16 protein-coding genes are annotated in these 21,081 nt (G+C 71.7%); 11 read left to right on the top strand and 5 right to left on the bottom strand.

Translation table 11 applies throughout. The annotated features are described in order from the left end of the window. Positions 1-39 precede the first annotated feature (39 nt). The gene (locus KFLA_RS02885; protein ID WP_012918256.1) at positions 40-1,602 is read right to left on the bottom strand and encodes a GGDEF domain-containing protein; all 1,563 of its coding nucleotides are present in this window, start codon (positions 1,600-1,602) and stop codon (positions 40-42) included. A gap of 141 nt (positions 1,603-1,743) precedes the next feature. Further along, positions 1,744-2,964: a cytochrome P450 gene (locus KFLA_RS02890; RefSeq protein ID WP_237706701.1), complete on the bottom strand. Its 1,221-nt coding sequence runs from the start codon at positions 2,962-2,964 to the stop codon at positions 1,744-1,746. 736 nt (positions 2,965-3,700) lie between these two features. On the opposite strand from KFLA_RS02890, the gene topA reads away from it, so the two are divergent. From topA to KFLA_RS02910, 4 genes are all read left to right on the top strand, one after another. Beyond that, complete coding sequence (gene topA, locus KFLA_RS02895) at positions 3,701-6,472, top strand: type I DNA topoisomerase (protein WP_012918258.1); 2,772 nt, start codon at positions 3,701-3,703, stop codon at positions 6,470-6,472. An 18-nt stretch (positions 6,473-6,490) separates the two neighbouring features. Then, positions 6,491-6,934: a Fur family transcriptional regulator gene (locus tag KFLA_RS02900; protein WP_012918259.1), complete on the top strand. Its 444-nt coding sequence runs from the start codon at positions 6,491-6,493 to the stop codon at positions 6,932-6,934. 154 nt (positions 6,935-7,088) lie between these two features. Beyond that, positions 7,089-9,935 (top strand): glycoside hydrolase family 2 TIM barrel-domain containing protein, encoded by a 2,847-nt coding sequence (locus KFLA_RS02905; protein WP_041289115.1) that lies wholly within the window; start codon positions 7,089-7,091, stop codon positions 9,933-9,935. Between the two features lie 61 nt (positions 9,936-9,996). Then, positions 9,997-10,287 carry a putative quinol monooxygenase gene (locus tag KFLA_RS02910; RefSeq protein WP_012918261.1) on the top strand — a complete coding sequence of 97 codons (291 nt, stop codon included), beginning with the start codon at positions 9,997-9,999 and terminating at the stop codon, positions 10,285-10,287. A gap of 8 nt (positions 10,288-10,295) precedes the next feature. On the opposite strand, the gene KFLA_RS02915 is transcribed toward KFLA_RS02910, so the two are convergent. Both KFLA_RS02915 and KFLA_RS02920 read right to left on the bottom strand, forming a co-directional pair. Next, positions 10,296-11,264: a zinc-binding dehydrogenase gene (locus KFLA_RS02915; protein ID WP_012918262.1), complete on the bottom strand. Its 969-nt coding sequence runs from the start codon at positions 11,262-11,264 to the stop codon at positions 10,296-10,298. A gap of 114 nt (positions 11,265-11,378) precedes the next feature. Next, positions 11,379-11,978 carry a biotin transporter BioY gene (locus KFLA_RS02920; protein WP_012918263.1) on the bottom strand — a complete coding sequence of 200 codons (600 nt, stop codon included), beginning with the start codon at positions 11,976-11,978 and terminating at the stop codon, positions 11,379-11,381. Between the two features lie 184 nt (positions 11,979-12,162). Here KFLA_RS02920 and tmk point away from each other — a divergent pair, with 184 nt between their 5' ends. The 6 genes from tmk to KFLA_RS02950 all read left to right on the top strand — a co-directional run bounded on the left by tmk (position 12,163) and on the right by KFLA_RS02950 (position 19,981). Then, positions 12,163-14,148: a dTMP kinase gene (gene tmk / locus KFLA_RS02925; protein ID WP_012918264.1), complete on the top strand. Its 1,986-nt coding sequence runs from the start codon at positions 12,163-12,165 to the stop codon at positions 14,146-14,148. A 7-nt stretch (positions 14,149-14,155) separates the two neighbouring features. Further along, complete coding sequence (locus KFLA_RS02930) at positions 14,156-15,325, top strand: DNA polymerase III subunit delta' (protein ID WP_012918265.1); 1,170 nt, start codon at positions 14,156-14,158, stop codon at positions 15,323-15,325. 176 nt (positions 15,326-15,501) lie between these two features. Then, positions 15,502-16,161: a DUF4190 domain-containing protein gene (locus tag KFLA_RS02935; RefSeq protein WP_012918266.1), complete on the top strand. Its 660-nt coding sequence runs from the start codon at positions 15,502-15,504 to the stop codon at positions 16,159-16,161. 29 nt (positions 16,162-16,190) lie between these two features. Beyond that, complete coding sequence (locus KFLA_RS02940; RefSeq protein WP_012918267.1) at positions 16,191-17,123, top strand: DUF4190 domain-containing protein; 933 nt, start codon at positions 16,191-16,193, stop codon at positions 17,121-17,123. A 57-nt stretch (positions 17,124-17,180) separates the two neighbouring features. Beyond that, positions 17,181-18,446 (top strand): PSP1 domain-containing protein, encoded by a 1,266-nt coding sequence (locus tag KFLA_RS36390; protein WP_012918268.1) that lies wholly within the window; start codon positions 17,181-17,183, stop codon positions 18,444-18,446. Between the two features lie 14 nt (positions 18,447-18,460). Then, the gene (locus KFLA_RS02950) at positions 18,461-19,981 is read left to right on the top strand and encodes an alpha/beta hydrolase (RefSeq protein WP_237706703.1); all 1,521 of its coding nucleotides are present in this window, start codon (positions 18,461-18,463) and stop codon (positions 19,979-19,981) included. 21 nt (positions 19,982-20,002) lie between these two features. Here KFLA_RS02950 and KFLA_RS02955 read toward each other — a convergent pair whose 3' ends face one another. Next, positions 20,003-20,629, bottom strand: a complete 627-nt coding sequence (locus KFLA_RS02955) for a hypothetical protein (RefSeq protein WP_012918270.1) — start codon at positions 20,627-20,629, stop codon at positions 20,003-20,005. Between the two features lie 86 nt (positions 20,630-20,715). Here KFLA_RS02955 and KFLA_RS02960 point away from each other — a divergent pair, with 86 nt between their 5' ends. After that, the gene (locus KFLA_RS02960) at positions 20,716-21,063 is read left to right on the top strand and encodes a sterol carrier family protein (protein ID WP_012918271.1); all 348 of its coding nucleotides are present in this window, start codon (positions 20,716-20,718) and stop codon (positions 21,061-21,063) included. Positions 21,064-21,081: the final 18 nt, after the last annotated feature.

Here is a 21,081-nt window from a genome sequence, read left to right on the forward strand (position 1 = left end):
ACGCCCCGTCGGCCCTCCCCGGCCTCCCCGTCGCCACGGTCAGCGAGTGCGTCGTTTGTCCTCGTACAGCCGGCGGTCCGCCAGTGGCACCAACTGGTCCACCGGTACCCCTTCGGCAGTCGCCGCGTACCCGATGCTCAGTCCGAGCCCGGCCAGCCAGGGCTTCGCCGTCCCGGCCGCGATCCCGGCCACCGCCGCCCGGACCCGCTCGGCGAGCTGGTAACCGCCCTTCGCGTCCGGCTGGTCCAGAACGACGAAGAACTCGTCGCCCCCCGATCGAACCACGGCGTCGGTCGCCCGGGCCTGTTCTACCAGCAGGTTTGCAACAACCTGCAGCAATTCGTCGCCGCAGGCGTGCCCGAAGCTGTCGTTCACCGTCTTCAGGTCGTCCACGTCGATCGCGAGCAGGGTGACCGCGCGCTGCGAGTCGCGCGCGGCGGTCAGCCGCTCGTCCAGCGCGCGGCGGTTGCCGATCCCGGTCAGCGGGTCCTGCCGGGCCGCGTGCCACTCGGCGTCGTGCCGGGCGGACAGGTCGTGCACGTCCAGCGCGTGCAGGACGGCGTTCAGCGTGCGCCTGCGCTCGTTCCACCAGCTCCGCGCCACCGAGCGGGCGTAGACCAACCCGGCGACGGCTCCCCGCTCACCGGCGTCCGCGGCCAGCTCGGACCGGGTCTGCAGCACCAGCATGTGGGTGGCTGGGTCGGCCAGCGTGATCAGGTCGTCGGCGGCTCGCTCAGCCGCAGCGCGGGCCTGCTCGAGATCGCCGGAGGCCGCGAAAGCCCTTGCCAGGTAGGCGCCGGCGATCGCCAGCCGCTCGGTCTCGCCCAGCTTGCAGATCTGGTCCCGGCACTCGGTCAGCTCCACCACGGCCGCCGCCGGGTCCTGGCTGGTCGTCGCCGCGGCCAGCCACAGCCGGGCACTCAGCCGCCAGTACTCCTGCGTCTCGTCCTCGGCCACGACCACCCGCTCGGCCTCACGGGCCCAGTACGCCGCGGAGGCGAGCCGCTCACGGATCTCCTGCTGGTACGCCGGATCGCCGAGCCGCTCGAGCTCGTGACTCCAGCGCAGGTAGGTCTCGGCGAGGTTCAGCCGGTCGATCGCCGACGACTCGGCCAGCTCGAACACATCGACGTCGGACTGCGCCGCCACCTCGTAGTGCGGGATGCAGAGCTCGTACAGCCGGAGCACGTCGTACGCGTAGCCGAGGCCGGTGTGCGCCCACGCGGTCAGGCCGGGATCCGTGGTGCGGCTGAGCGCGGTCTCGGCCGCGACCAGGTCGGCGACGGTGTCACCGCCCCGGTCGCTGCGGGCCAGGTTGATGATCCGGATCGGCAGCGCGTTCGCCTCCCAGCCGGGCTCGTCGATCGCCCGGGCCACTCGCAGGCAGTCGTCCACCGCGGCGAGCGCCTCGTCGGCGTCGCTGGCGTGGTGGGCGGTGACGCCGCGCACGTACTCCGCGGCGGCCAGGGCGTAGCTGGGCTCCGGACCGAGCTCGGCGCGGACCGCCTCGATCTCGGCGGCCGCGAGGGCGTGGCCGCCGGACTGCGCCAGCGTCATCGCCGCGGCGATCCGTGCCGTCAGCGGACCCCCGTCCATCCCCATCGCGAAGCTCCTGGTCTGTTCCGGCCCGCGGATCGGGCCGGACCGCCCATTGTGGCCGCGCGACCCCCCGCTGTCACGAGGTGACGGAAATCCCTGTCGCCGACGTGCCGAGGACCGGTCCGGACCGGCCGGTACGACGGCTCAGCCGACGGCCTGCTGCGACTTCGCCGCGGCGTGCAGCTGGACCGGCAGCGACTCCACGCCGTACACGATGGAGAAGTCGCGGAACCGCAGCTGCTGCTCGGGCACCGCCAGCGACAGGTCGGGGAACCGGTGCGCCAGCGCGGTGAACGCGGCCCGCAGCTCCATCCGGGCCAGCTCGGCGCCGACGCAGCGGTGCATGCCGTGCCCGAACGCGAGGTGCGCGGCCGGCGCGCGGCGCGGCCAGAACTCCTCCGCGTCCGGGCCGAAGACGGTCTTGTCCCGGTCGGCGCCGGACAGCGAGACCGCGACCAGGTCGCCCTTCTTCACCTGGTGGCCGAACAGTTCCTGGTCGTGCCGGGCGAAGCGGGGGAAGGCCACCTGGACCACGGTCAGGTAGCGCAGCAACTCCTCGACCATGCCGTCGACGGCGGTCGGGTCCTCGCGGATCAGGGCGAAGTTCGCCGGGTCGCGCAGCAGCACCAGCGTGCCGAGCGCCAGCATGCTGGCCGAGGTCTCGTAGCCGCCCAGGAAGACGCCGTCGGCCAGACCGCCGAGCTCGATGTCGTCGATGGTGTCGCCGTGCTCGCGAATGATCGAGCCGATCAGGCCGTCGCCGGGATGCTTGCGCTGCTTGCCGACGATCTCGAACAGGAAGTCGCGCGACTCGCTGGCCGAGCCGAACACGCCGATGCCACCGCCGGACAGGTCGAACCGGGCCGGGCCCAGCGCGCGGAACCTGTCCCGGTCGGACTCCTCGACGCCGAGCAGGTCGGCGATCAGCAGGAACGGCACGTTGAAGGCGAAGTCCGCGACCAGGTCGACGACCGGGCCCTTGGCCTCCATCAGGTCGAGCTGGTCGGCGACGATCTTCTCGATCGCCGGCTCCAGCCGGGCCAGCCGGCGCTTGGTGAACTCCGGCGTCAGCAGCTTGCGCAGCCGGGTGTGGTCCGGCGGGTCGGTGAAGCCGAGGCCGCCGATGCCCTCGGACGGCTTGTTCGGGTCCGAGCCGACCAGCGGACGGATGTCGTTGCTGAAGTTGGTGCTGTCGGCCAGCACGGCCTTGGCCTCGGCGTGCCCGCTGACCATGAAGACGTTCAGCCCGAACAGATGGGCCAGCTTGTGCACCGGCGCGGCCTCCCGGATCTGCCCCAGTTCCGGGACCGGGTCGAGCCCGCTGCGGCGCAGCGGCATCGAGACCTGGCGGGGGAACATCTTCATCTTGGACAGATCCAGACCACCTCTTCGGGTGGTTCTGTTCAGCAACCGGCTGCCGACCCATTTCTTCAGGTATGTCGCAACCATGACTTCCACGCGCCCTCTCCGAACCACTGCCCCCGACGGCTTTCGTCTGCTCCGAAACTAACCGTCGCGAGGACCAGATCTGATGGTGTTGGCACCACACCGATGGTGGCGTTGGCACCACCACGGGAGGGGGCCGAAGCCGTGCCAGCTCAGAGAGTGTCACGGCGAAGGGCCCCGCTGCCACCGGAACCCACCCGTTCTTTCCCCTGGCCCTGCGGGCAGCGGGATCAGGGGGCCGATCAGGGAAAGTCCAGCCGAAAGTCGGATGCGCCCGGGCCCGGGCAACGGGTCCGCGGACCGGGTTCGACGTTGCCCCCGGCATGCAAGCGCCCGGCACTCGCCCGCGCCAAGTGTTTCGTGCAGTGAGCGGCTCCGTCTCGGCATCCGGGACCGTGCGTGCGGGCTCGCGTGCGCGCCCCCGTGCGGGCGGAGCACGAGGTGTGCCGGCGGCCGGACCGGGCTGGTCAGGGGTGCTTTCCGTCACCCGAATGCGGCCGCCGGCGAGCTGACCGGTTACCGTGCGTTGAGAAATGCGTTGCTGTCGGCCGTACTCTGTCTTCGGGCGGGTCGGGTGCTCGGTGGTGCTCACGGGGAATGAGCAGTCCGACCGCAGACGTTGGTGGGCGTACGGGACGCAACAGCAAGGAGCGCAGTGGCAGGGGCAACAGGAACCAAGAGTGCGGCCGGCGCGCCGGCCGCGGCGGCCGGTCGCCGGCTGGTGATCGTCGAGTCGCCGAAGAAGGCGCGGATGATCGCCGGTTTCCTGGGGTCCGGGTACGTGGTGGAGTCGAGCTTCGGCCACATCCGGGACCTGCCGAAGGGGGCCGACGAGATCCCCGCGAAGTACAAGGGGCTGCCGTGGGCCCGGCTCGGCGTCAACATCGACGACCACTTCGACCCGCTGTACGTCGTACCGGCCGACAAGAAGGCACAGATCCGCAAGCTCAAGGACCTGCTGAAGGACGCCGACGAGCTCTACCTGGCCACCGATGAGGACCGCGAGGGCGAGGCGATCGCCTGGCACCTGCTGGACGAGCTGAAGCCGAAGGTCCCGGTCAAGCGGATGGTCTTCCACGAGATCACCCCGAAGGCGATCCAGGACGCGGTCGGCAGCGCCCGCCAGATCAACGACGCGCTGGTCGACGCCCAGGAGGCTCGGCGGATCCTCGACCGGCTGTACGGCTACGAGGTCTCGCCGGTGCTGTGGAAGAAGGTCATGCCGAAGCTGTCGGCGGGCCGGGTCCAGTCGGTCGCGATCCGGATGGTGGTCGACCGCGAGCGGGAGCGGATCGCGTTCCGCAGCGCCTCGTACTGGGACCTGGACGCCACCCTGGACGCCGGTGAGGGCAAGACGCCCCGGCTGTTCCCGTCCCGGCTGGTCTCGGTGGACAGCCGCCGGGTCGCCCAGGGCCGCGACTTCGCGCCGACCGGGGAACTGAAGAGCCAGAACACGGTCCACCTGGACGAGCCGACCGCGACCGCGCTGGCCGCCGCGCTGGCCGAGTCGCGCTTCACCGTCCGCTCGATCGAGTCCAAGCCGTACACCCGCAAGCCGTACGCGCCGTTCCGGACCACCACGCTGCAGCAGGAGGCCGGCCGCAAGCTCGGCATGTCCGCATCGCAGACGATGCAGATCGCCCAGCGGCTGTACGAGAACGGCAACATCACCTACATGCGGACCGACTCGGTCACGCTGTCGGACACCGCGATCACCGCGGCCCGGGCGCAGGTCCGCGAGCTGTACGGCGCGTCGTACCTGCCGGACAAGCCGCGGGTCTACACCTCCAAGGTGAAAAACGCGCAGGAGGCGCACGAGGCGATCCGGCCGGCCGGCGAGGTCTTCCAGACCCCGGCGCAGACCGGGCTGTCCGGCCCGGAGTACCGGCTCTACGAGCTGATCTGGATGCGCACCATCGCGTCCCAGATGAAGGACGCGGCCGGCAACAGCGTCTCGATCAAGATCGACGCCACGGCCTCGACCGGGGAGAACTGCGAGTTCACCTCGTCCGGCCGGGTGATCACCTTCCACGGCTTCCTGAAGGCCTACGTCGAGGGCGCGGACGACCCGTCGCACGAGACCGACGACCGGGAGACCCAGATCCCCGACGTGGCCGAGGGCGACGTGCTGCCGGCCACCGAGGTGCTGGCGTCCGGGCACGAGACCAAGCCGCCGTCGAGATTCACCGAGGCGACGCTGATCGCGCAGCTGGAAGAGCGCGAGATCGGCCGGCCGTCGACGTACGCCTCGATCCTGGGCACGATCCAGGCCCGCGGCTACGTGTACAAGAAGGGCAACGCGCTGGTTCCGGCGTGGCTGGCCTTCGCGGTGGTCCGGCTGCTGGAGCAGCACTTCACCCGGCTGGTGGACTACGCGTTCACCGCGTCGATGGAGGACGTGCTGGACGACGTCGCGGCCGGCAACCTGCAGCGCGAGGGCGTGCTCGGCCGGTTCTACTTCGGCGACGACGACCTCGAGGGCCTGCAGTCGATGGTCAGCGACCTTGGCGACATTGACGCCCGGGAGATGTCCACCTTCGGAGTCGGCCCGCCGGACAGCGGCATCGTGGTCCGGGTCGGCCGCTACGGCCCGTACGTCGAGGGCCCGGACGAGACCCGCGCGAACGTGCCGGAGGACCTGCCGCCGGACGAGCTCACCGTCGACAAGGCCAAGGAGCTGCTCAGCCAGCCCTCCGGCGTCGAGGTCGAGCTCGGTACCACGCCCGACACCGGGCTCAAGGTGATCGCGAAGGCCGGCCGGTACGGGCCGTACGTGACCGAGGTGCTGCCCGAGGGCGCGCCGAAGAGCGCCAAGCCGCGGACCGGGTCGCTGCTCAAGTCGATGTCGCTGGACACGGTGACGCTCGACGACGCGCTGAAGCTGCTGTCGCTGCCGCGGGTGGTCGGCAAGGACCCGGAGTCCGGTGACGAGATCACCGCGCAGAACGGGCGCTACGGGCCGTACCTGAAGAAGGGCACGGACTCGCGGTCGCTGCAGTCCGAGGAGCAGATGTTCGACATCACGCTCGACGAAGCGCTGAAGATCTACGCCGAGCCCAAGCAGCGCGGCCGCCGGGCCGCGGCGCCGCCGCTGAAGGAGCTGGGCGAGGACCCGGAGTCCGGCAAGCCGGTGGTGGTGAAGGAAGGCCGCTTCGGCCCGTACGTCACCGACGGGGAGACCAACGCGACGCTGCGCAAGGACGACTCGGTGGACACCATCTCGCTGCTGCGGGCGGCGGAGCTGCTGGCCGACAAGCGGGCCCGCGGGCCGGTGAAGAAGACCGCGAAGAAGGCGCCGGCGAAGAAGACCGCGGCGAAGAAGACCACGGCCAAGAAGGCGACCGCGAAGAAGACGGCCGCCACCGGCGCGACGAAGAAGACGGCGGCCAAGAAGACCACCAAGAAGGCCGCTGCCAAGAAGTCCTGAGATAGGTCAGACTGGGATATGGCGACTCAACCGTTGGGCCCGGCCGAGGTCACCGCGTTGCGGCTCCGGGAACGGGGCGAGCGGGTCACTCCGGCCCGGCTCGCCGTCGTCGAGGTGCTGGCGGGCACGGCCGAGCACCTCAGCGCGGAGCAGATCGGCGAGCGGGCCGAGCAGCTCCGGCCGGGCATCCACCGCGCGACGGTGTACCGGGCGCTGGACGCGCTCGGCGAGTTCGGCCTGGTGACGCACGTCCACCTCGGCCGGGCCGGTACGACGTACCACCTCGCCGGTGAGCTGGCGCCCCGCCACCTGCACCTGCGCTGCTCCGAGTGCGGCACCGTGCTGGACGCCCCGGGCGACACGCTGGAGCAGACCCGCCGCAAGCTCCAGCGCGACCTCGGCTTCCGGCTCGCCCCCGAGCAGGTCGCCCTCGTCGGCGTCTGCGCCGACTGCGCCGACTGATCCCGGGGACCTCGGACAGGATCCCGGGGCCTCGGACAGCTCATAACTTGTCCGAGGTCCCGGTTTCCTGTCCGAGGTCACTGTGCGGTACCGGAGGGAGGTGTCCATATCTGTTCATCAGTGTGGATTCGTGAATAGATCGGCCGTAGGGTCGATGCCTGTGACCTACGACCACAGCTACGTCGAAGACTTCGCCCCGGGCGCCGGAGTGCTGGCCCCGCGCGCCTGGCTGGACGACGACTCCGCCCGGCTCGCGCTGACCGGTGACTGGAGCTTCCGGCTCTCGCCCGGCCTGGCCGACGCGCCCGACGACCTCACCGATCCCGACACCAGCGCCTGGGACACGATCAGCGTGCCGGGACACTGGCAGCTGCAGGGGTACGGCGCCCCGGCGTACACGAACGTGGTCTACCCGTTCCCGCTGGAACCGCCGTTCGTGCCCACCGACAACCCGACCGGCGACTACGTCCGGGCGGTGACGGTGCCGGCCGACTGGGCCGGGGCCCGGATCGTGCTGCGGTTCGAGGGCGTGGACTCGCGGTTCGCGGTGCACGTCGACGGCCGGCTGGTCGGCTGGTCCTCGGGCTCGCGGCTGCCGAGCGAGTTCGACCTGACCGATCTGGTTGCCCCAGGCAAGGAAATCCGGATCGCCGTCCGGGTGCACCAGTGGTCGGCCGGCAGCTACGTCGAGGACCAGGACATGTGGTGGCTGTCCGGGATCTTCCGGGAGGTCAACCTGCTGGCACTGCGGCCGTCCGCGCCGACCGACGTGTTCGTGCGCGCGGCGTACGACCACGTCGACGGCGCCGGCACGCTGGTGGTCGAGTCCGACGTGCCCGGCACCGTGGTCGTGCCCGAGCTGGGCCTGGAGGTGCCGACCGGCGAGCACGTCCGGCTGGACCGGGTCGAGCCGTGGAGCGCCGAGAGCCCGAAGCTGTACGACGGCGTCGTACGCACCGACGGCGGCGAGGTCCGGCTGCGGATCGGCTTCCGGACCATCGCGATCGTCGACGGTGTGCTCACCGTGAACGGCAACCGGGTGCTGTTCAACGGCGTCAACCGGCACGAGTTCCACCCCGACCGCGGCCGGGCGCTGACCGAGCAGGACATGCTCGACGACGTGCTGCTGATGAAGCGCGCCGGCATCAACGCGGTCCGCACCAGCCACTACCCGCCGCACCCGCACTTCCTCGACCTGTGCGACCTGCACGGCCTGTACGTCGTGGACGAGTGCGACCTGGAGACGCACGGCTTCGGGTACGAGCCGCAGCCGCCGAACCTGCCGAACCCGGTGATGGACGAGCGGTTCCGCGACGACCTGGTCGAGCGGATGCGGCGGATGGTCGAGCGGGACAAGAACCACCCGAGCATCGTGCTCTGGTCGCTCGGCAACGAGTGCGGGATGGGCGACAACCTGCGGGCGATGTACGACGTCGCGAAGGACCGGGACCCGTCCCGGCCGGTGCACTACGAGCGCGACACCCAGGCGGAGTTCGTCGACGTGTACTCGCAGATGTACACCTCGCTGGAGGACGTCGAGAAGATCGGCGAGGACCCGTCGTCGTACCGGGGGCTGCCGTTCATCCTGTGCGAGTACGGGCACGCGATGGGCAACGGGCCGGGCGGGCTGTCGGACTACCGGGAGCTGTTCGAGCGGTACCCGCGCTGCCAGGGCGGGTTCATCTGGGAGTGGATCGACCACGGGCTGCGCACGTCGGTGGACGGGCGGCAGTTCTTCGCCTACGGCGGTGACTTCGGCGAGACGATCCACGACGGCAACTTCGTCTGCGACGGGCTGCTGTTCCCGGACCGGACGCCGTCGCCGGGCATGCTGGAGTACGTCAAGGTGATCGAGCCGCTGGTGATCACGGCGGACGGGGCCGGCGGGGTGTCGATCACCAACCGGTACGAGGTGCTGGACACCAGCCACCTGACCTTCGAGCTGGTCACCGAGATCAACGGCGAGGGCGTGGGCTTCGGAACGCTGCCGGTGCCGGCGATCGGGCCGGGGGAGACCACCTCCGTGCAGCTGCCGCCGGGGACGATCAAGCAGCGCGAGGCCAACCGGCCGGAGACCTGGTTGACCGTCACCGCCCGCCTGACTGAAGGCACCGCCTGGGCCGAGGCCGGTCACCGCGTCGCCTGGGGCCAGCTCCGCCTGGACGACCCGGCTGCCGCCGATTCGGCTGCCGCTGGTCCTGCGGCAGGCACCGGCTCTGACGCGTCCGTGGCGCCCGGTGCTGTGGTCCAGGGCACTGCGGGTGCGCACGGCATCACCGTCGGCGCGATCAGCAACGCGCGCCTCGACGTGTGGCGGGCGCCGACCGACAACGACGCCATCCCGGGCGTGGCCGAGGCCTGGAAGGAAGCCGGCCTGCACCGCGTGCAGCACCGGGTCGTCTCCGCCGGTGAGAACGGATCGGCTTGGGAGGTCGTCACTCGCACCGCGCCGCCCGCGCTGCAGTGGGGCCTGATCTCCACCTGGCGCTGGACCCGCGTGCACGATGCGATCCAGCTCGACCTGGCCGTGCGGCCGGAGGGCCAGTTCCCGGCGACGCTGCCGCGGCTCGGTATCACGTTCGAGCTGCCGAAGGTCGACAGCGTCGAGTGGTTCGGCGCCGGCCCGAGCGAGGCGTACGTCGATACCCGCGCGGCCGCCGCCGTCGGCAAGTACTCCGCGTCCGTGGCGCAGCTGCAGACGCCGTACGTGCGCCCCCAGGAGAACGGGCACCGGATCGACACCCGCTGGGCCGTGCTGACCGGCCAGGAAACTCTGCGGATCGAGGCGGCTCTCGACCTGTTCGGGCTGACCGTGCGCGACTGGACCAGCAAGGACCTGGAGGACGCGAAGCACACCGTCGACCTGACGGCCGGCGACACGACGTACGTGACGCTGGACCTGGCTCAGGCGGGCATCGGCTCCAACTCCTGCGGCCCGGCGCTGCCCGACAAGTACAGACTGCACACCGCGCCGGCGTCGTTGTCGGTCCGGTTCAGCTGAGCGCTGTCCGTTCGGCGGCTGCTTCTTCGTCGGTCCGGTGAGCTGACCGATGGAGGGGCAGATGCTGATCATCGCTGGACACGTACAGGTGGATCCCGTGCGCCGCGACGAGTTCGTCGCGGCGCACACGGACCTGGTACGCCGGGCGCGGCAGGCGCCGGGCTGCCTCGACGTGGCGATCACCGCGGACCCGGTCGATCCCGGCCGGGTCAACAACTTCGAGCGCTGGGAGTCGCAGGAGTCCCTGGACGCCTGGCGCGCGGTGGCGGCCGCACCGGACACCGGGATCGCTTTCCGGAGCGTGCACGTCGAGCTGTACGACGCGACCGGCGCCCGTCCGCCGTTCGGCTGAGCAACTCGTCAGTCGATCGCCAGCACCGCTTTCCCTCGGACCTTCCGGCCGAGCAGAGCGGTGCTGGCCTCGTCCACCTGGTGCCATGAGCCCTGCCAGCCGATCTGGGGGTCGAAGAGTCCGGCCGACAGGAGTTGCAGCAGGTGTTCCAGGTCCGGGCCGAACGGTGTGCTCACCGCGAACGCCTCGACCGCTCGCCGCCCGCCACGCAGCCGGGCGGCCTCGAAGTCGAAGCTGGATGTCGCACCACCCGCGCTGCCGATGGACAGTGCGAGCCCACCGCCCTTCAGCAGCCCGTACGCCGCGGTCAGCGTCTCACCGCCGACCATGTCCAGCACGGCGTTCACTGGAGCGACGCCTGCCAGGTCGGTGACGACTTCGGCGGCGCCCAGCTCAAGCAGCCCGGCTCCTCGCTCGGGTGCGCCGACCGCCGCTACCACCTCGGCACCGGTCAGCGCGGCCAGCTGAGTCGCCGCACGACCGACACCGCCGGAGGCCCCGGTGACCAGGACGCGATGGCCCTCGAGCGACTGATCACCAGGCGCGTCGCCTGGGGGGATGCCGGGACACAGGTGCGCGCCGAGCCGGCGTACGGCCTGCAAGGCGCTCACGGCCGCGCCGGGCAGGGCGGCAGCCGCGGCGAGGTCCACCTCGCCCGGTACGACGGCGAGATCGACGGTGCCGACGGCCTGGTACTCCGCCCAGGCGCCCGGGCGGAACCCGACCACCCGGCTACCCACGGCCGGGCCCGAACCGTCCGCGGCCGCACGGACGACGGTCCCGGCCGAGTCGCGGCCGACCACGTCACCCGGTCGGTGCACCAGCTCCATCCGGGCCACCTCGACCCAGTTGAGGCTGGAGTACTCGACCGCGACGAGCGCGTCGGACGGGCCAGGGTCCGGAACGGCGATCTTGCTCATCCGGACGCTCTGTGGAGGGTCGTAGACGAGGGCACGCATCATGGCGGGAACGGTCATGTGACCAGCGTGTGCGGTGCCCGACGGCGCGGTCCAAGATCTGCTGGTACAACCGATGGTTATGGATCCTGCCCTACTGACCGTCTCGACGCGGGGCTGGACCAGCCGGGGTGATCAGTGGCTGGTGCGGTCGGTCAGCTTCCAGAGGCCGGGCAGGACGACGCCGGCGACGGCGGCCTTGATCAGTCCGCCGAGCACGAAGGGGTAGAAGCCGGCGTCGAGCGCGGCGGACGCGCTGAGGTCGGCGGTGACGGCCAGCCACGGGACGCCGACGGCGAAGATGATCGCCTGGCCCGCGATGAACAGCGGCAGCGCCTTCCACGGCGCACGGTCCAGCTGGTGGCGGGCGGCCAGACCGATCAGGTAGGCGGCGGGCAGGAAGCCGATCAGGTAACCACCGGTCGCCCCGGCGATGACCTCGAAGCCACCGGAGGCCTCGCTGTAGAACGGCAGGCCGACCGCGCCGAGCAGCAGGTACAGGCCCTGGCCGGCCAGGCCGCGGTGCGGGCCGAGCGCGGCGGCGGTGAGCACGACGGCCAGCGTCTGGCCGGTGATCGGCACCGGGGAGCCCGGCACCGGGATCGCGATCTGCGCCAGCGCGGCGGTGAACAGCGCCGCGGTGAGCACCAGGACGGCGTCGCGGGTCCGCGACCTTCCCAGGACGTCGGCGAGCACGATCGGGCGCTGAGCGGGCAGGGGCACGGCGGTGGTCACTAGGCCTCCACATCGACGGACCGCCCGGCACCGGGCGGCCGAAGAACGAATCGGACGCCTCAGTCTGCCCCAGCCCTCCGCACGAGTCCCTCTGCTGTGTCGGTGATCACCCGGTCTCCGCCGCCCTGTCACCGGGAGGGGCGGCCGGGGTGGGGTGTCGGGGCTGCCGACTAGGCTCTGTGTCGTGCCGGAGGTGTATGACCCGTTGACCGATCCTGCACCGGCGCATGATCTGCGGGCGGTGCTGCGGATCCGGGCGTTCCGGCGCCTGTGGATCGCCTTCGGGCTGTCCAGTCTCGGTGACTGGATCGGGCTGCTCGCGCTGACCGCGATGGCCAAGTCGTTCGCCGGCGACGACTACCAGGCGGCCAACTTCGCGATCGGCGGCGTGCTGTTCCTGCGGGTGCTGCCGGCGCTGGTGATGGGCCCGGTGGCCGGCTGGGTCGCGGACCGGCTGGACCGGCGCTGGACGATGATTCTCGGCGACCTGATCCGGGCCGCGTTCTTCGTCAGCATCCCGCTGGTCGGCACGCTCACCTGGGTCCTGGTCGCCACCGTGCTGATCGAGATCGTCAGCCTGGTCTGGGGCCCGGCCAAGGACGCCAGCGTGCCGAACCTGGTGCCCCGGCACCGCCTCGAGGCCGCGAACCAGCTCAGCCTGATCACGACGTACGGCAGTGCGCTGCCGGCGGCGGCGATCTTCACCGCGATCACGCTGGTCACCCGCGGCTTCGGCGAGTTCTCCATCGACCTGGCCGTCTACGTCAACGCGGCGACGTTCCTGGTCAGCGGGCTGGCGATCGTCTCGGTCGCGGAGATCGGCCGGGCCGGCCGGCACGAGCACGAGGACCACCCGACTCTGTGGCGCACGATGGTCGAGGGCTGGTCCTACGTCACCGGTACGCCGGTCGTGCGCGGTCTGGTGGTCGGCATCTCCGGCGCGTTCGCCGCCGGCGCGGTGGTGATCGGCCTCGGCCGCACGTACGTCGAGGACCTGGACGCCGGCGACCCGGGCTACGGCGTGCTGTTCGGCGCGGTCTTCGGTGGGCTGGCGCTGGGCATGGGATTCGCGCCCCGGCTGTTCTCCGGGCTGTCCCGGCGCCGGCTGTTCGCGGCCGGGCTGGTCGGCTCCGGGATCGGGCTGGCTGGGCTGGCGCTGATCCAGCAGATCGAGATCGCGACGATGATCGCGATTCTGCTCGGGTTCTGCGCGGGCGCCTCCTGGGTCTCCGGCTACACCCTGCTCGGCCTCGAGGTGCCGGACAACGTGCGCGGCCGGACGTTCGCGTTCGTGCAGTCGGCGGTCCGGACCGTGCTCGCGCTGACCCTGGCGGTGGCGCCGTTCGTCGCGGGGGCGATCGGCCGGCGGACCTGGTCGGTCGGCGACCGCTCGGTCAGCTACAACGGCGCCGCGCTGACGATGCTGATCGCCGCGGTCCTGGCCGGTGTGATCGGCCTGGTCGCCTGGCGGCAGATGGACGACCGCCCGGGTGTTCCGTTCTGGCGCGACCTGCGGCGCAGCTTCGGCAAGACCCCCGGCGTCTACCCGACCACCGGCCTGTTCATCGCGTTCGAGGGCGGCGAGGGCGCGGGCAAGTCGACCCAGTCCGCGCTGCTGGTGAAGTGGCTCGAGGAGCGCGGCCAGCACGTGCTGCTCACCCGCGAGCCGGGTGCGACCGACCTCGGCAAGACGCTGCGGCAGATCGTGCTCGATCCGGCCACCGGCGACATCTCGCACCGGGCGGAGGCCCTGATCTACGCCGCCGACAAGGCCGAGCACGTCGACTCGGTGATCAAGCCGGCGCTGAAGGCCGGGACCGTCGTGATCACCGACCGGTACGTCGACTCCGCGCTGGCCTACCAGGGCTCCGGCCGCGACCTGGACCTGGCCGATGTCGAGCGGGTGAACCGCTGGGCCACCGACGACCTCCGGCCGAACCTGACGATCCTGCTGGACCTGCCGCCGAAGAGCGGGCTCGGCCGGTTCGAGGAGCGGGACCGGATCGAGGCGCAGTCCGCGGACTTCCACGAACGGGTTCGGGCGGCGTTCCTGGAGCTGGCGGCCGCGGAGCCGCAGCACTACCTGGTGCTCGACGCGACCCAGGACCGAGAGCAGCTCGCCGCGCAGATCCAGGCCCGGCTGCTGCCGATGCTGCCGAAGGTGGGATGAGGCCGAGATGACGGTGTGGGACGACCTGGTCGGTCAGGAGCCCGCGGTCGACGTACTGCGGCGGGCGGTGTCGGGGGCCGCGGCCCGGTCGCGGGGGGAGCGCGGTGCGGCGACGGCCGGGATGACGCACGCGTGGCTGATCACCGGCCCGCCCGGATCCGGCCGGTCGAACGCGGGCCGCGCCTTCGCCGCCGCGCTCCAGTGCGCGAACGAGGGCTGCGGCGAGTGCACCGAGTGCCGGACGGCGCTCACCGGCGCCCACCCGGACATCTCCCTGATCCGTACCGAGCTGCTGTCGATCCGGGTCAGCGAGATCCGGGAGCTGATCCGCCGGGCGGCGATGAGCCCGACCCAGGGCCGCTGGCAGGTGATGGTGGTCGAGGACGCGGACCGGCTCACCGAGCAGGCCGCCGACGCGCTGCTGAAGAGCATCGAGGAGCCGTCGCCGCGCACGGTCTGGGTGCTGTGCGCCCCGACCGTCGAGGACGTGGTGCCGACGATCCGGTCCCGCTGCCGGCTGCTCGTCCTGCGCACCCCGCCGGTCGGCGCCGTCGCCGAGATGCTGGTCCGCAAGCTGGGCGTGGACGCCGAGCTGGCGAGCTTCGCCGCGCGGGCGGCGCAGGGACACATCGGCCGGGCCCGGGCGCTGGCGCGCGACGAGGAGGTGCGCGCCCGGCGGACGAAGGTGCTCGAGCTGCCGTTCGCGCTGCGCGACCTCGGGGCGTGCTTGAAGGCGGCGCAGCAGCTGGCCGAAGCCGCCAAGGAAGAGGCCAAGGCGAGCGCCGCGGCCGTCGACGAGCGGGAGCGGACCGAGCTGGAGCAGGCGCTCGGCGTCGGTACGAAGGGGGCCCGGCCGCGGGAGGCCGCGGCGGCGGTCAAGGAGCTCGAGGAGCAGCAGAAGGCCCGCGCGAAACGCTGGGAGCGGGACGTGCTGGACCGGTCGCTGGTCGACCTGATGGCGCTCTACCGCGACGTGCTGGTGGTGCAGACCGGCGCCGGCACCGAGCTGATCAACGCCGAGCTGCGCCGGTCGATCGACCAGTTCGCCTCCCGGACGACGCCTGAGCAGACGATCCGCCGCATCGACGCGCTGACCGCCTGCCGGCAGGCCATCGAGGGCAACGTGGCACCGCTGCTGGCCCTGGAAGCCATGACCATCGCGCTGTTCGAAGGCTGAGACCGCGCGCTCAACGGGATCGCTGCTCGGCGGGCGGGTCACCGGCTGTGGTTCTGCCGGTTCGAGGCGTGAGACGTCGGTCTGCGGTACGGACTGGGTGTAACGAAGCCGAAGGTGCGGCCGATGTGGTGGCTGGCTGGACTGCTCAGCCGTGGTGCCCTCCCCGAAGGAACTCGATGACCCAACCGCCCGTGCCGCTCGAGCCTGCGCGGTTGCTGCCGTCGGCTGAGTCCTGGCTGGACGGCGTGCCTGTGCCCGCGCAACGCCGGCTCGACCGGTTCGCGGTCGCGGCGCTGGCCTTCAGCCTGCCGGGGCTGGTTCCGGTCGGGCTGACGCTGGCGGCGGTCGCGCTCCGGCGGATCCGCCGCAACGGCAGCCGGGGCCGGCCGGCGGCCCTCGCGGCGCTGGCGATCAGTGGCTGCTGGGTGATCGCGATCGCCGTCGCCGCCGCGCTCGGCCTGTACGGCGAACGGCAGGCCGGCATCGGGCGGTCGGTGGCGATCGCCGAGGTACGGGTCGCGCAGTGCTTCGACGCGGACCTGGCGGCCGAGACGCTGCGGGTGGTCCGCCTCGCCGACTGCGCCGCGGCGCACTCCGGCGAGGCGTACGCGAAGGTGCGGGCGGCGATGACCGGGTTGTCGACGCAGCAGAAGGGCGCGTCGGCGACCCAGCACTGCGCGACCGCCTTCCGCGAGTTCGTCGGCACGTCGTACGAGCAGTCGGCACTGGACATGTACTACGTCGTGCTGGAGGATCAGGCTGTTGCTGACGGCAACGTGCTGTGCATGGTGGGCGGCGAACGCCTGACGGGGACCATGCGCGGATCGCAGCGCTGACTCGCGCGCGAACGACTGGGGGAACGCAGATGACACAACCGCCGTCCGGGGGCGACCGGCCGCAGGACACGCCACGGAGCTTTCCGTCGTACACGGAGTCCGGCCGGCCGCGGCTGCAGGACACCCCGGCGCCGTTCGTGCCGCCGTACTCGCCGCCGCAGCAGCCCCCGGGGCAGCCGTTCCACCAGCCCCCCTTCCAGCAGCAGCCATCGCACCAGCAGCCGTTTCCCCAGCAGCTCGATCCGCGCTACCCGCCGGTGCACGGGCAGCCGCCGTACGGGTACGGGTACGGGTTCCCGGGGGTGCCGAGCCGGGCCACCAACGGGCTGGCGGTCGCGGCGATGGCGACCGGGCTGGCCAGCGTCCTGTTCACGATCGCCGCGCCGGTCGCGGTCGGGCTGGGCATCGCCGCGCTGGTGCAGATCAAGCGGCGCAACGAGACCGGCACCGCGCAGGCGGTCGTCGGACTCGTCGTCGGCGGCCTCGTCACGCTGGTCGCCGGCGGGCTCGTCGTCGCGATGATCGTCTTCGGTCTCACCGACGACGACAGCTACTCGGCAGGGATCCCGCAGCCCTCGAGCAGCGCCACCGGCGCGAGCGACCCGGACGGCATCTACATCGACGGGCTGGTCGTCGGTGAGTGCTTCGACGACACCGGCGTCGAGGACGAGGTCAAGCGGCAGCCCTGCAACGGTCCGCACGACGGGGAGCTGTACGCGGTGGTGACGCTGCCGGACCACGCCTGGCCGGGCGACCGGAGGATGGGCGACCAGGCCGAGGCCGCGTGCGACGAGCGGTTCGAGCAGTACGTGGGGATCAGCGCCGACGAGTCCGAGCTGGAGCCGGTCAGCTGGTTCCCCGACGCGGCGGGCTGGCGCGGCGGCGACCACGACGTCTACTGCACGACCTACGGCCCCGACGAAGACCGCCTCGACCGCACGGTCAAGGACAGCAAGCGCTGACCCACCCGCGCGACGCCCTGCCCTTTACCAGACATGCCCTAGTCTGGCCGCGTGGGCATGGTGATGGCGGTGTCGTTCGAGCGGTACGGACGGCTGTACTACCTGGACCCCGGCCCGCACCGGCCGCGGGTCGGGGACAAGGTGCTGGTCCCGACCGACGACGGGCCGGAGGTCGCGGAGTGCGTGTGGGCGCCGCAGTACGTGACCGAGGAGATCGGCGGGCTGCCGCTGTGCGCGGGCATCGCGACGAGCGACGACCTGGACCGTGACGAGCAGAACCGGCAGCGCCGGGCCGACGCGCGGCTGACCGCAAAGCGGCTGATCCGCCGGCACGGGCTGCCGATGAAGGTGGTCGGCATCGACTTCGTCGACCGGCGGCCGGACGTGGACCAGCTGGTGATCGTGTACTTCTCCGCGCCGCACCGGGTCGACTTCCGGGAGCTGGTGCGGGACCTGGCCCGCGGACTGCGGGCGCGGATCGAGCTGCGGCAGGTCGGCGCGCGCGACGAAGCCCGGTTGCAGGGCGGCATCGGGCCGTGCGGGCGGGACCTGTGCTGTGCGACGTTCCTCAAGGACTTCGAGCCGGTCAGCGTCCGGATGGCCAAGGACCAGGACCTGCCGCTCAATCCGCTGAAGATCTCGGGTGCGTGCGGGCGGCTGATGTGCTGCCTGAAGTACGAGCACCCGCTCTACCAGGAGTTCAACGCCAAGGCGCCGTCGGTCGGTACGCCGGTCGAGACGCCCGCGGGCGACGGGGTGGTCGTCGGGCACAACGTGCCGAGCGACACCGTCGTCGTCCGGCTGGCGGCGTCGGGGCGCCGGTGCGCGTGCAGCCGGGCCGACGTGTGCTCGCCGCGGCAGCAGTACGAAGCCTCCAGCACCACCACGCCGGACGCCCCGCTGCCCGTCGACCTGCCCACCCCGGCGCCTGCCGTGGCGAAGGCCACTCCCGGGCGGGACGGCGCTGCGCGGACCGATTCCGCGCCGGCGACCGACCGTGGAGCGGTGACCGACCGTGGAGCGGTGACCGACCGTGGAGCGGCGACCGAAGGAAGGGCGATGGCCGAAGGTGGGGCGACCGAGGCCGGGACGGTGACCGAGGCAGGAGCGGCGTCCGGGGACGAGCCGGCCGTACGCCGGAAGAAGCCTCGCCGGCGTCGCCGCCTGAGCGAGTCGACCGGCACCGAGTCGACCGGCACCGAGCCGACCGCCGGGGATCCGGGCGAGGCACGGCCCAGCAGCAGCGCGCCGGACCGGCTGAGTGATCCGCCCGTCCAGCGGGCACCGGGGGTCCGGGAAGACGACACGGGAGACGGCTCGTAGTGATGGTGCGCAGGGTGACCGCGGTACTGGTTTCGGTGGCGCTCGCGGCTGGGTGTGGAGTGGCCAGCCGGGCCCAGGACGCCGGGGACGGTGGATCGGCACAGCCCGGCGCCAACCCGAGCAAGGGTCCGGCGGGGCCGGTGCCGGCCGGGCTGGAAAAGTTCTACCAGCAGCAGCCGGACTGGGAGCGGTGTGGTTCGGGCAGCCAGTGCGCGACGATCACCGTGCCGCTGGACTACAGCAAGCCGGCCGGCGAGACGATCGAGCTGCGGGCCCGCAAGGTGCCCGCGCGGGACCGGACCGGCAAGATCGGCACCCTGTTCATCAACCCCGGCGGCCCGGGCGCCTCGGGCGTCGAGTTCGCCGGTGCGGCGTCGTTCGTGCTCGGGTCGTCGCTACTGCGCAAGTTCGACGTGGTCGGCTGGGACCCGCGCGGGGTCGGTGACTCCACGCCGGTGAAGTGCCTGGACACCGAGCAGCTGGACGCGTTCATCGCGGCGGACGGCAGCCCGGACGACGAGGCCGAGATCACCGCGCTGAACACCCAGGCCAAGACCCTCGCCGAGGGCTGCCGGCAGCGCTCCGGCAAGCTGCTGCCGCACGTCTCGACCAAGGACGCCGCCCGCGACATCGACGTCCTGCGCGGCATCGTCGGCGACTCCGAGCTGTACTACCTCGGCATGTCGTACGGCACCTACCTCGGCGCCACCTACGCCGAGCTGTTCCCGAAGAACGTCGGCCGGCTGGTGCTCGACGGCGCGGTCGACCCGTCGAACACGGCCGAGCAGAACAACATGGCCCAGGCCAAGGGCTTCGACACCGCGCTGGAGGCGTTCGCGGCGGACTGCGCGGCGCGGTCCTGCCGGCTGGGCGGCAGCAAGGAAGAGGTGCTCGCCAAGGTCGACAAGCTGCTCACCGAGAGCGACGCCACTCCACTGCCCGGCAACGGCGACCGCAACGTGCCGCAGGCCCTCGTCGTGCTCGGCGTGATTTTCCCGCTGTACCTGAAGGACTACTGGCCGCGGCTCGAGGACGCCGTCGTGGACGGCCTGGCCGGCAACGGCTCCCGGCTGCTCGCGCTCGCCGACGAGTACACCGACCGGACTCCGCGGGGCTACACCACCAACGCGAACGAGGTGATCTACGCGGTGAACTGCGTGGACCGCCAGGACATCACCTCGATCGCGGACGCGAAGGCGGACGCGGCCAAGTACCAGGCGGCGTCGCCGCGGTTCGGGGCGTTCCTGCTCTGGGGATCGCTGGCCTGCGCGAACTGGCCGGTGAAGGCGGAGGACAAGCCGCACCCGATCAAGGCGCCCGGCGCGAAGCCGATCGTCGTGGTCGGTACGACGCGCGACCCGGCCACGCCGTACGAGTGGGCGGTCGGGCTGGCGGGCCAGCTGGAGAGCGGGGTACTGGTCTCCCGCGACGGCGACGGGCACACCGGCTACAACGAAGGCAACGACTGCGTCGACAACGCCGTCGAGACCTACCTCCTGCAGGGCACCGCCCCCACCGCCGACCTCAAGTGCTGACCGGCAACAGCGACAGGTGAATCAGCTCGGGCGGTCGTCGCCGGTGGGCGGCAGCTGCACGGTCTCGGTGGCGCGCTCCAGCACCGCCCGCAGACCTGCTTCGTCCTGCGGGCGTCCACCGACGGTGATCTCCAGCACCGACCGCTTGCCGCCCTCGGCGGCGATCCAGCGGGACATGCCCATCCGGTGCCCGCGCTCCTTGTCCAGGTAGGTGTAGACGAGGGTCGAGTTGTCGGTGCTGAGCACCTTGTACTCCTGCTCGTCGATGCTGCCGGAGCGGGTGTCGAGCAGCTCGGCGGGCGACTGCTTGCTGCCGCGCGCGTCGAAGCGGAGCTGCCACAGACCGGTCGGATCGGCGTACCGGGCGCGGGTGCCGCTCTGGGTGGCCGGCCAGGACGCCGGAACCTCCGCGCTGATCGGCGACTTCTCGGAGCCGAACGTTGCGACGACGTACTGCAGCACTGCCGGATCCAGCCCGTCGGAGGCGATCGGAGTCGGGGTCGGCGTCGTCGTGGTGGTGACCACGGTCTGCGCCGCGCTGTTGTTGCTCAGCGCGCCGTTGACGGCCAGAACGGTGCCGAAAACGGCCACCCCGACGGTCATCCCCGCCAGTGTCGCCAGCAACGCCTGGTGCCTCGGCGTGAGCATCCGGACCTCCGCATCCGTTCTCGGTCGCTGACTGATTATCGACCACGAAGGGGGCGTCGGCGAAACCGGCGCTACGCTGGCCCGTCGTGGAGTTCGAACAGGCACTGGGCCGGTACACCGCGGGTGAAGCGGAGCGGGCGGATCTCAAACTGCTGGTCAAACAGCTGCTGAAACTGCTGGTCGCCAAAGCCCCCGGTCATGCCGTCGAGGTCCGAGTGCCGCCGTACGGCGCGGTGCAGTGCATCGAGGGTCCGCGGCACACCCGGGGTACGCCGGGCGCGGTGGTCGAGCTGCCGGCCGAGCTGTGGATCGACCTCGCGCTGGGCCGGACGACCTGGGCCGAAGCACGCAGTACGGGCAAGGTCCGCGCCAGCGGGGAACGCACCGACCTCAGCGGCCTGCTGCCGCTGGTAGCCGACGGTCCCGACCGGTAATAGGGTCGTCGGCTTCAC

The organism is Kribbella flavida DSM 17836 (genome assembly GCF_000024345.1).
GTDB classification, from domain to species: domain Bacteria; phylum Actinomycetota; class Actinomycetes; order Propionibacteriales; family Kribbellaceae; genus Kribbella; species Kribbella flavida.

Excerpts from the sequence above, each read along its gene's own strand:
- KFLA_RS02885 (WP_012918256.1), bottom strand. The coding sequence starts at position 1,602 with ATGGGGATGGACGGGGGTCCGCTGACGGCACGGATCGCCGCGGCGATG.
- KFLA_RS02890 (WP_237706701.1), bottom strand. The coding sequence starts at position 2,964 with ATGAAGATGTTCCCCCGCCAGGTCTCGATGCCGCTGCGCCGCAGCGGG.
- KFLA_RS02900 (WP_012918259.1), top strand. The coding sequence starts at position 6,491 with ATGGCGACTCAACCGTTGGGCCCGGCCGAGGTCACCGCGTTGCGGCTC.
- KFLA_RS02905 (WP_041289115.1), top strand. The coding sequence starts at position 7,089 with ATGCCTGTGACCTACGACCACAGCTACGTCGAAGACTTCGCCCCGGGC.
- KFLA_RS02910 (WP_012918261.1), top strand. The coding sequence starts at position 9,997 with ATGCTGATCATCGCTGGACACGTACAGGTGGATCCCGTGCGCCGCGAC.
- KFLA_RS02915 (WP_012918262.1), bottom strand. The coding sequence starts at position 11,264 with ATGACCGTTCCCGCCATGATGCGTGCCCTCGTCTACGACCCTCCACAG.
- KFLA_RS02930 (WP_012918265.1), top strand. The coding sequence starts at position 14,156 with ATGACGGTGTGGGACGACCTGGTCGGTCAGGAGCCCGCGGTCGACGTA.
- KFLA_RS02935 (WP_012918266.1), top strand. The coding sequence starts at position 15,502 with ATGACCCAACCGCCCGTGCCGCTCGAGCCTGCGCGGTTGCTGCCGTCG.
- KFLA_RS02940 (WP_012918267.1), top strand. The coding sequence starts at position 16,191 with ATGACACAACCGCCGTCCGGGGGCGACCGGCCGCAGGACACGCCACGG.
- KFLA_RS36390 (WP_012918268.1), top strand. The coding sequence starts at position 17,181 with ATGGTGATGGCGGTGTCGTTCGAGCGGTACGGACGGCTGTACTACCTG.
- KFLA_RS02955 (WP_012918270.1), bottom strand. The coding sequence starts at position 20,629 with ATGCTCACGCCGAGGCACCAGGCGTTGCTGGCGACACTGGCGGGGATG.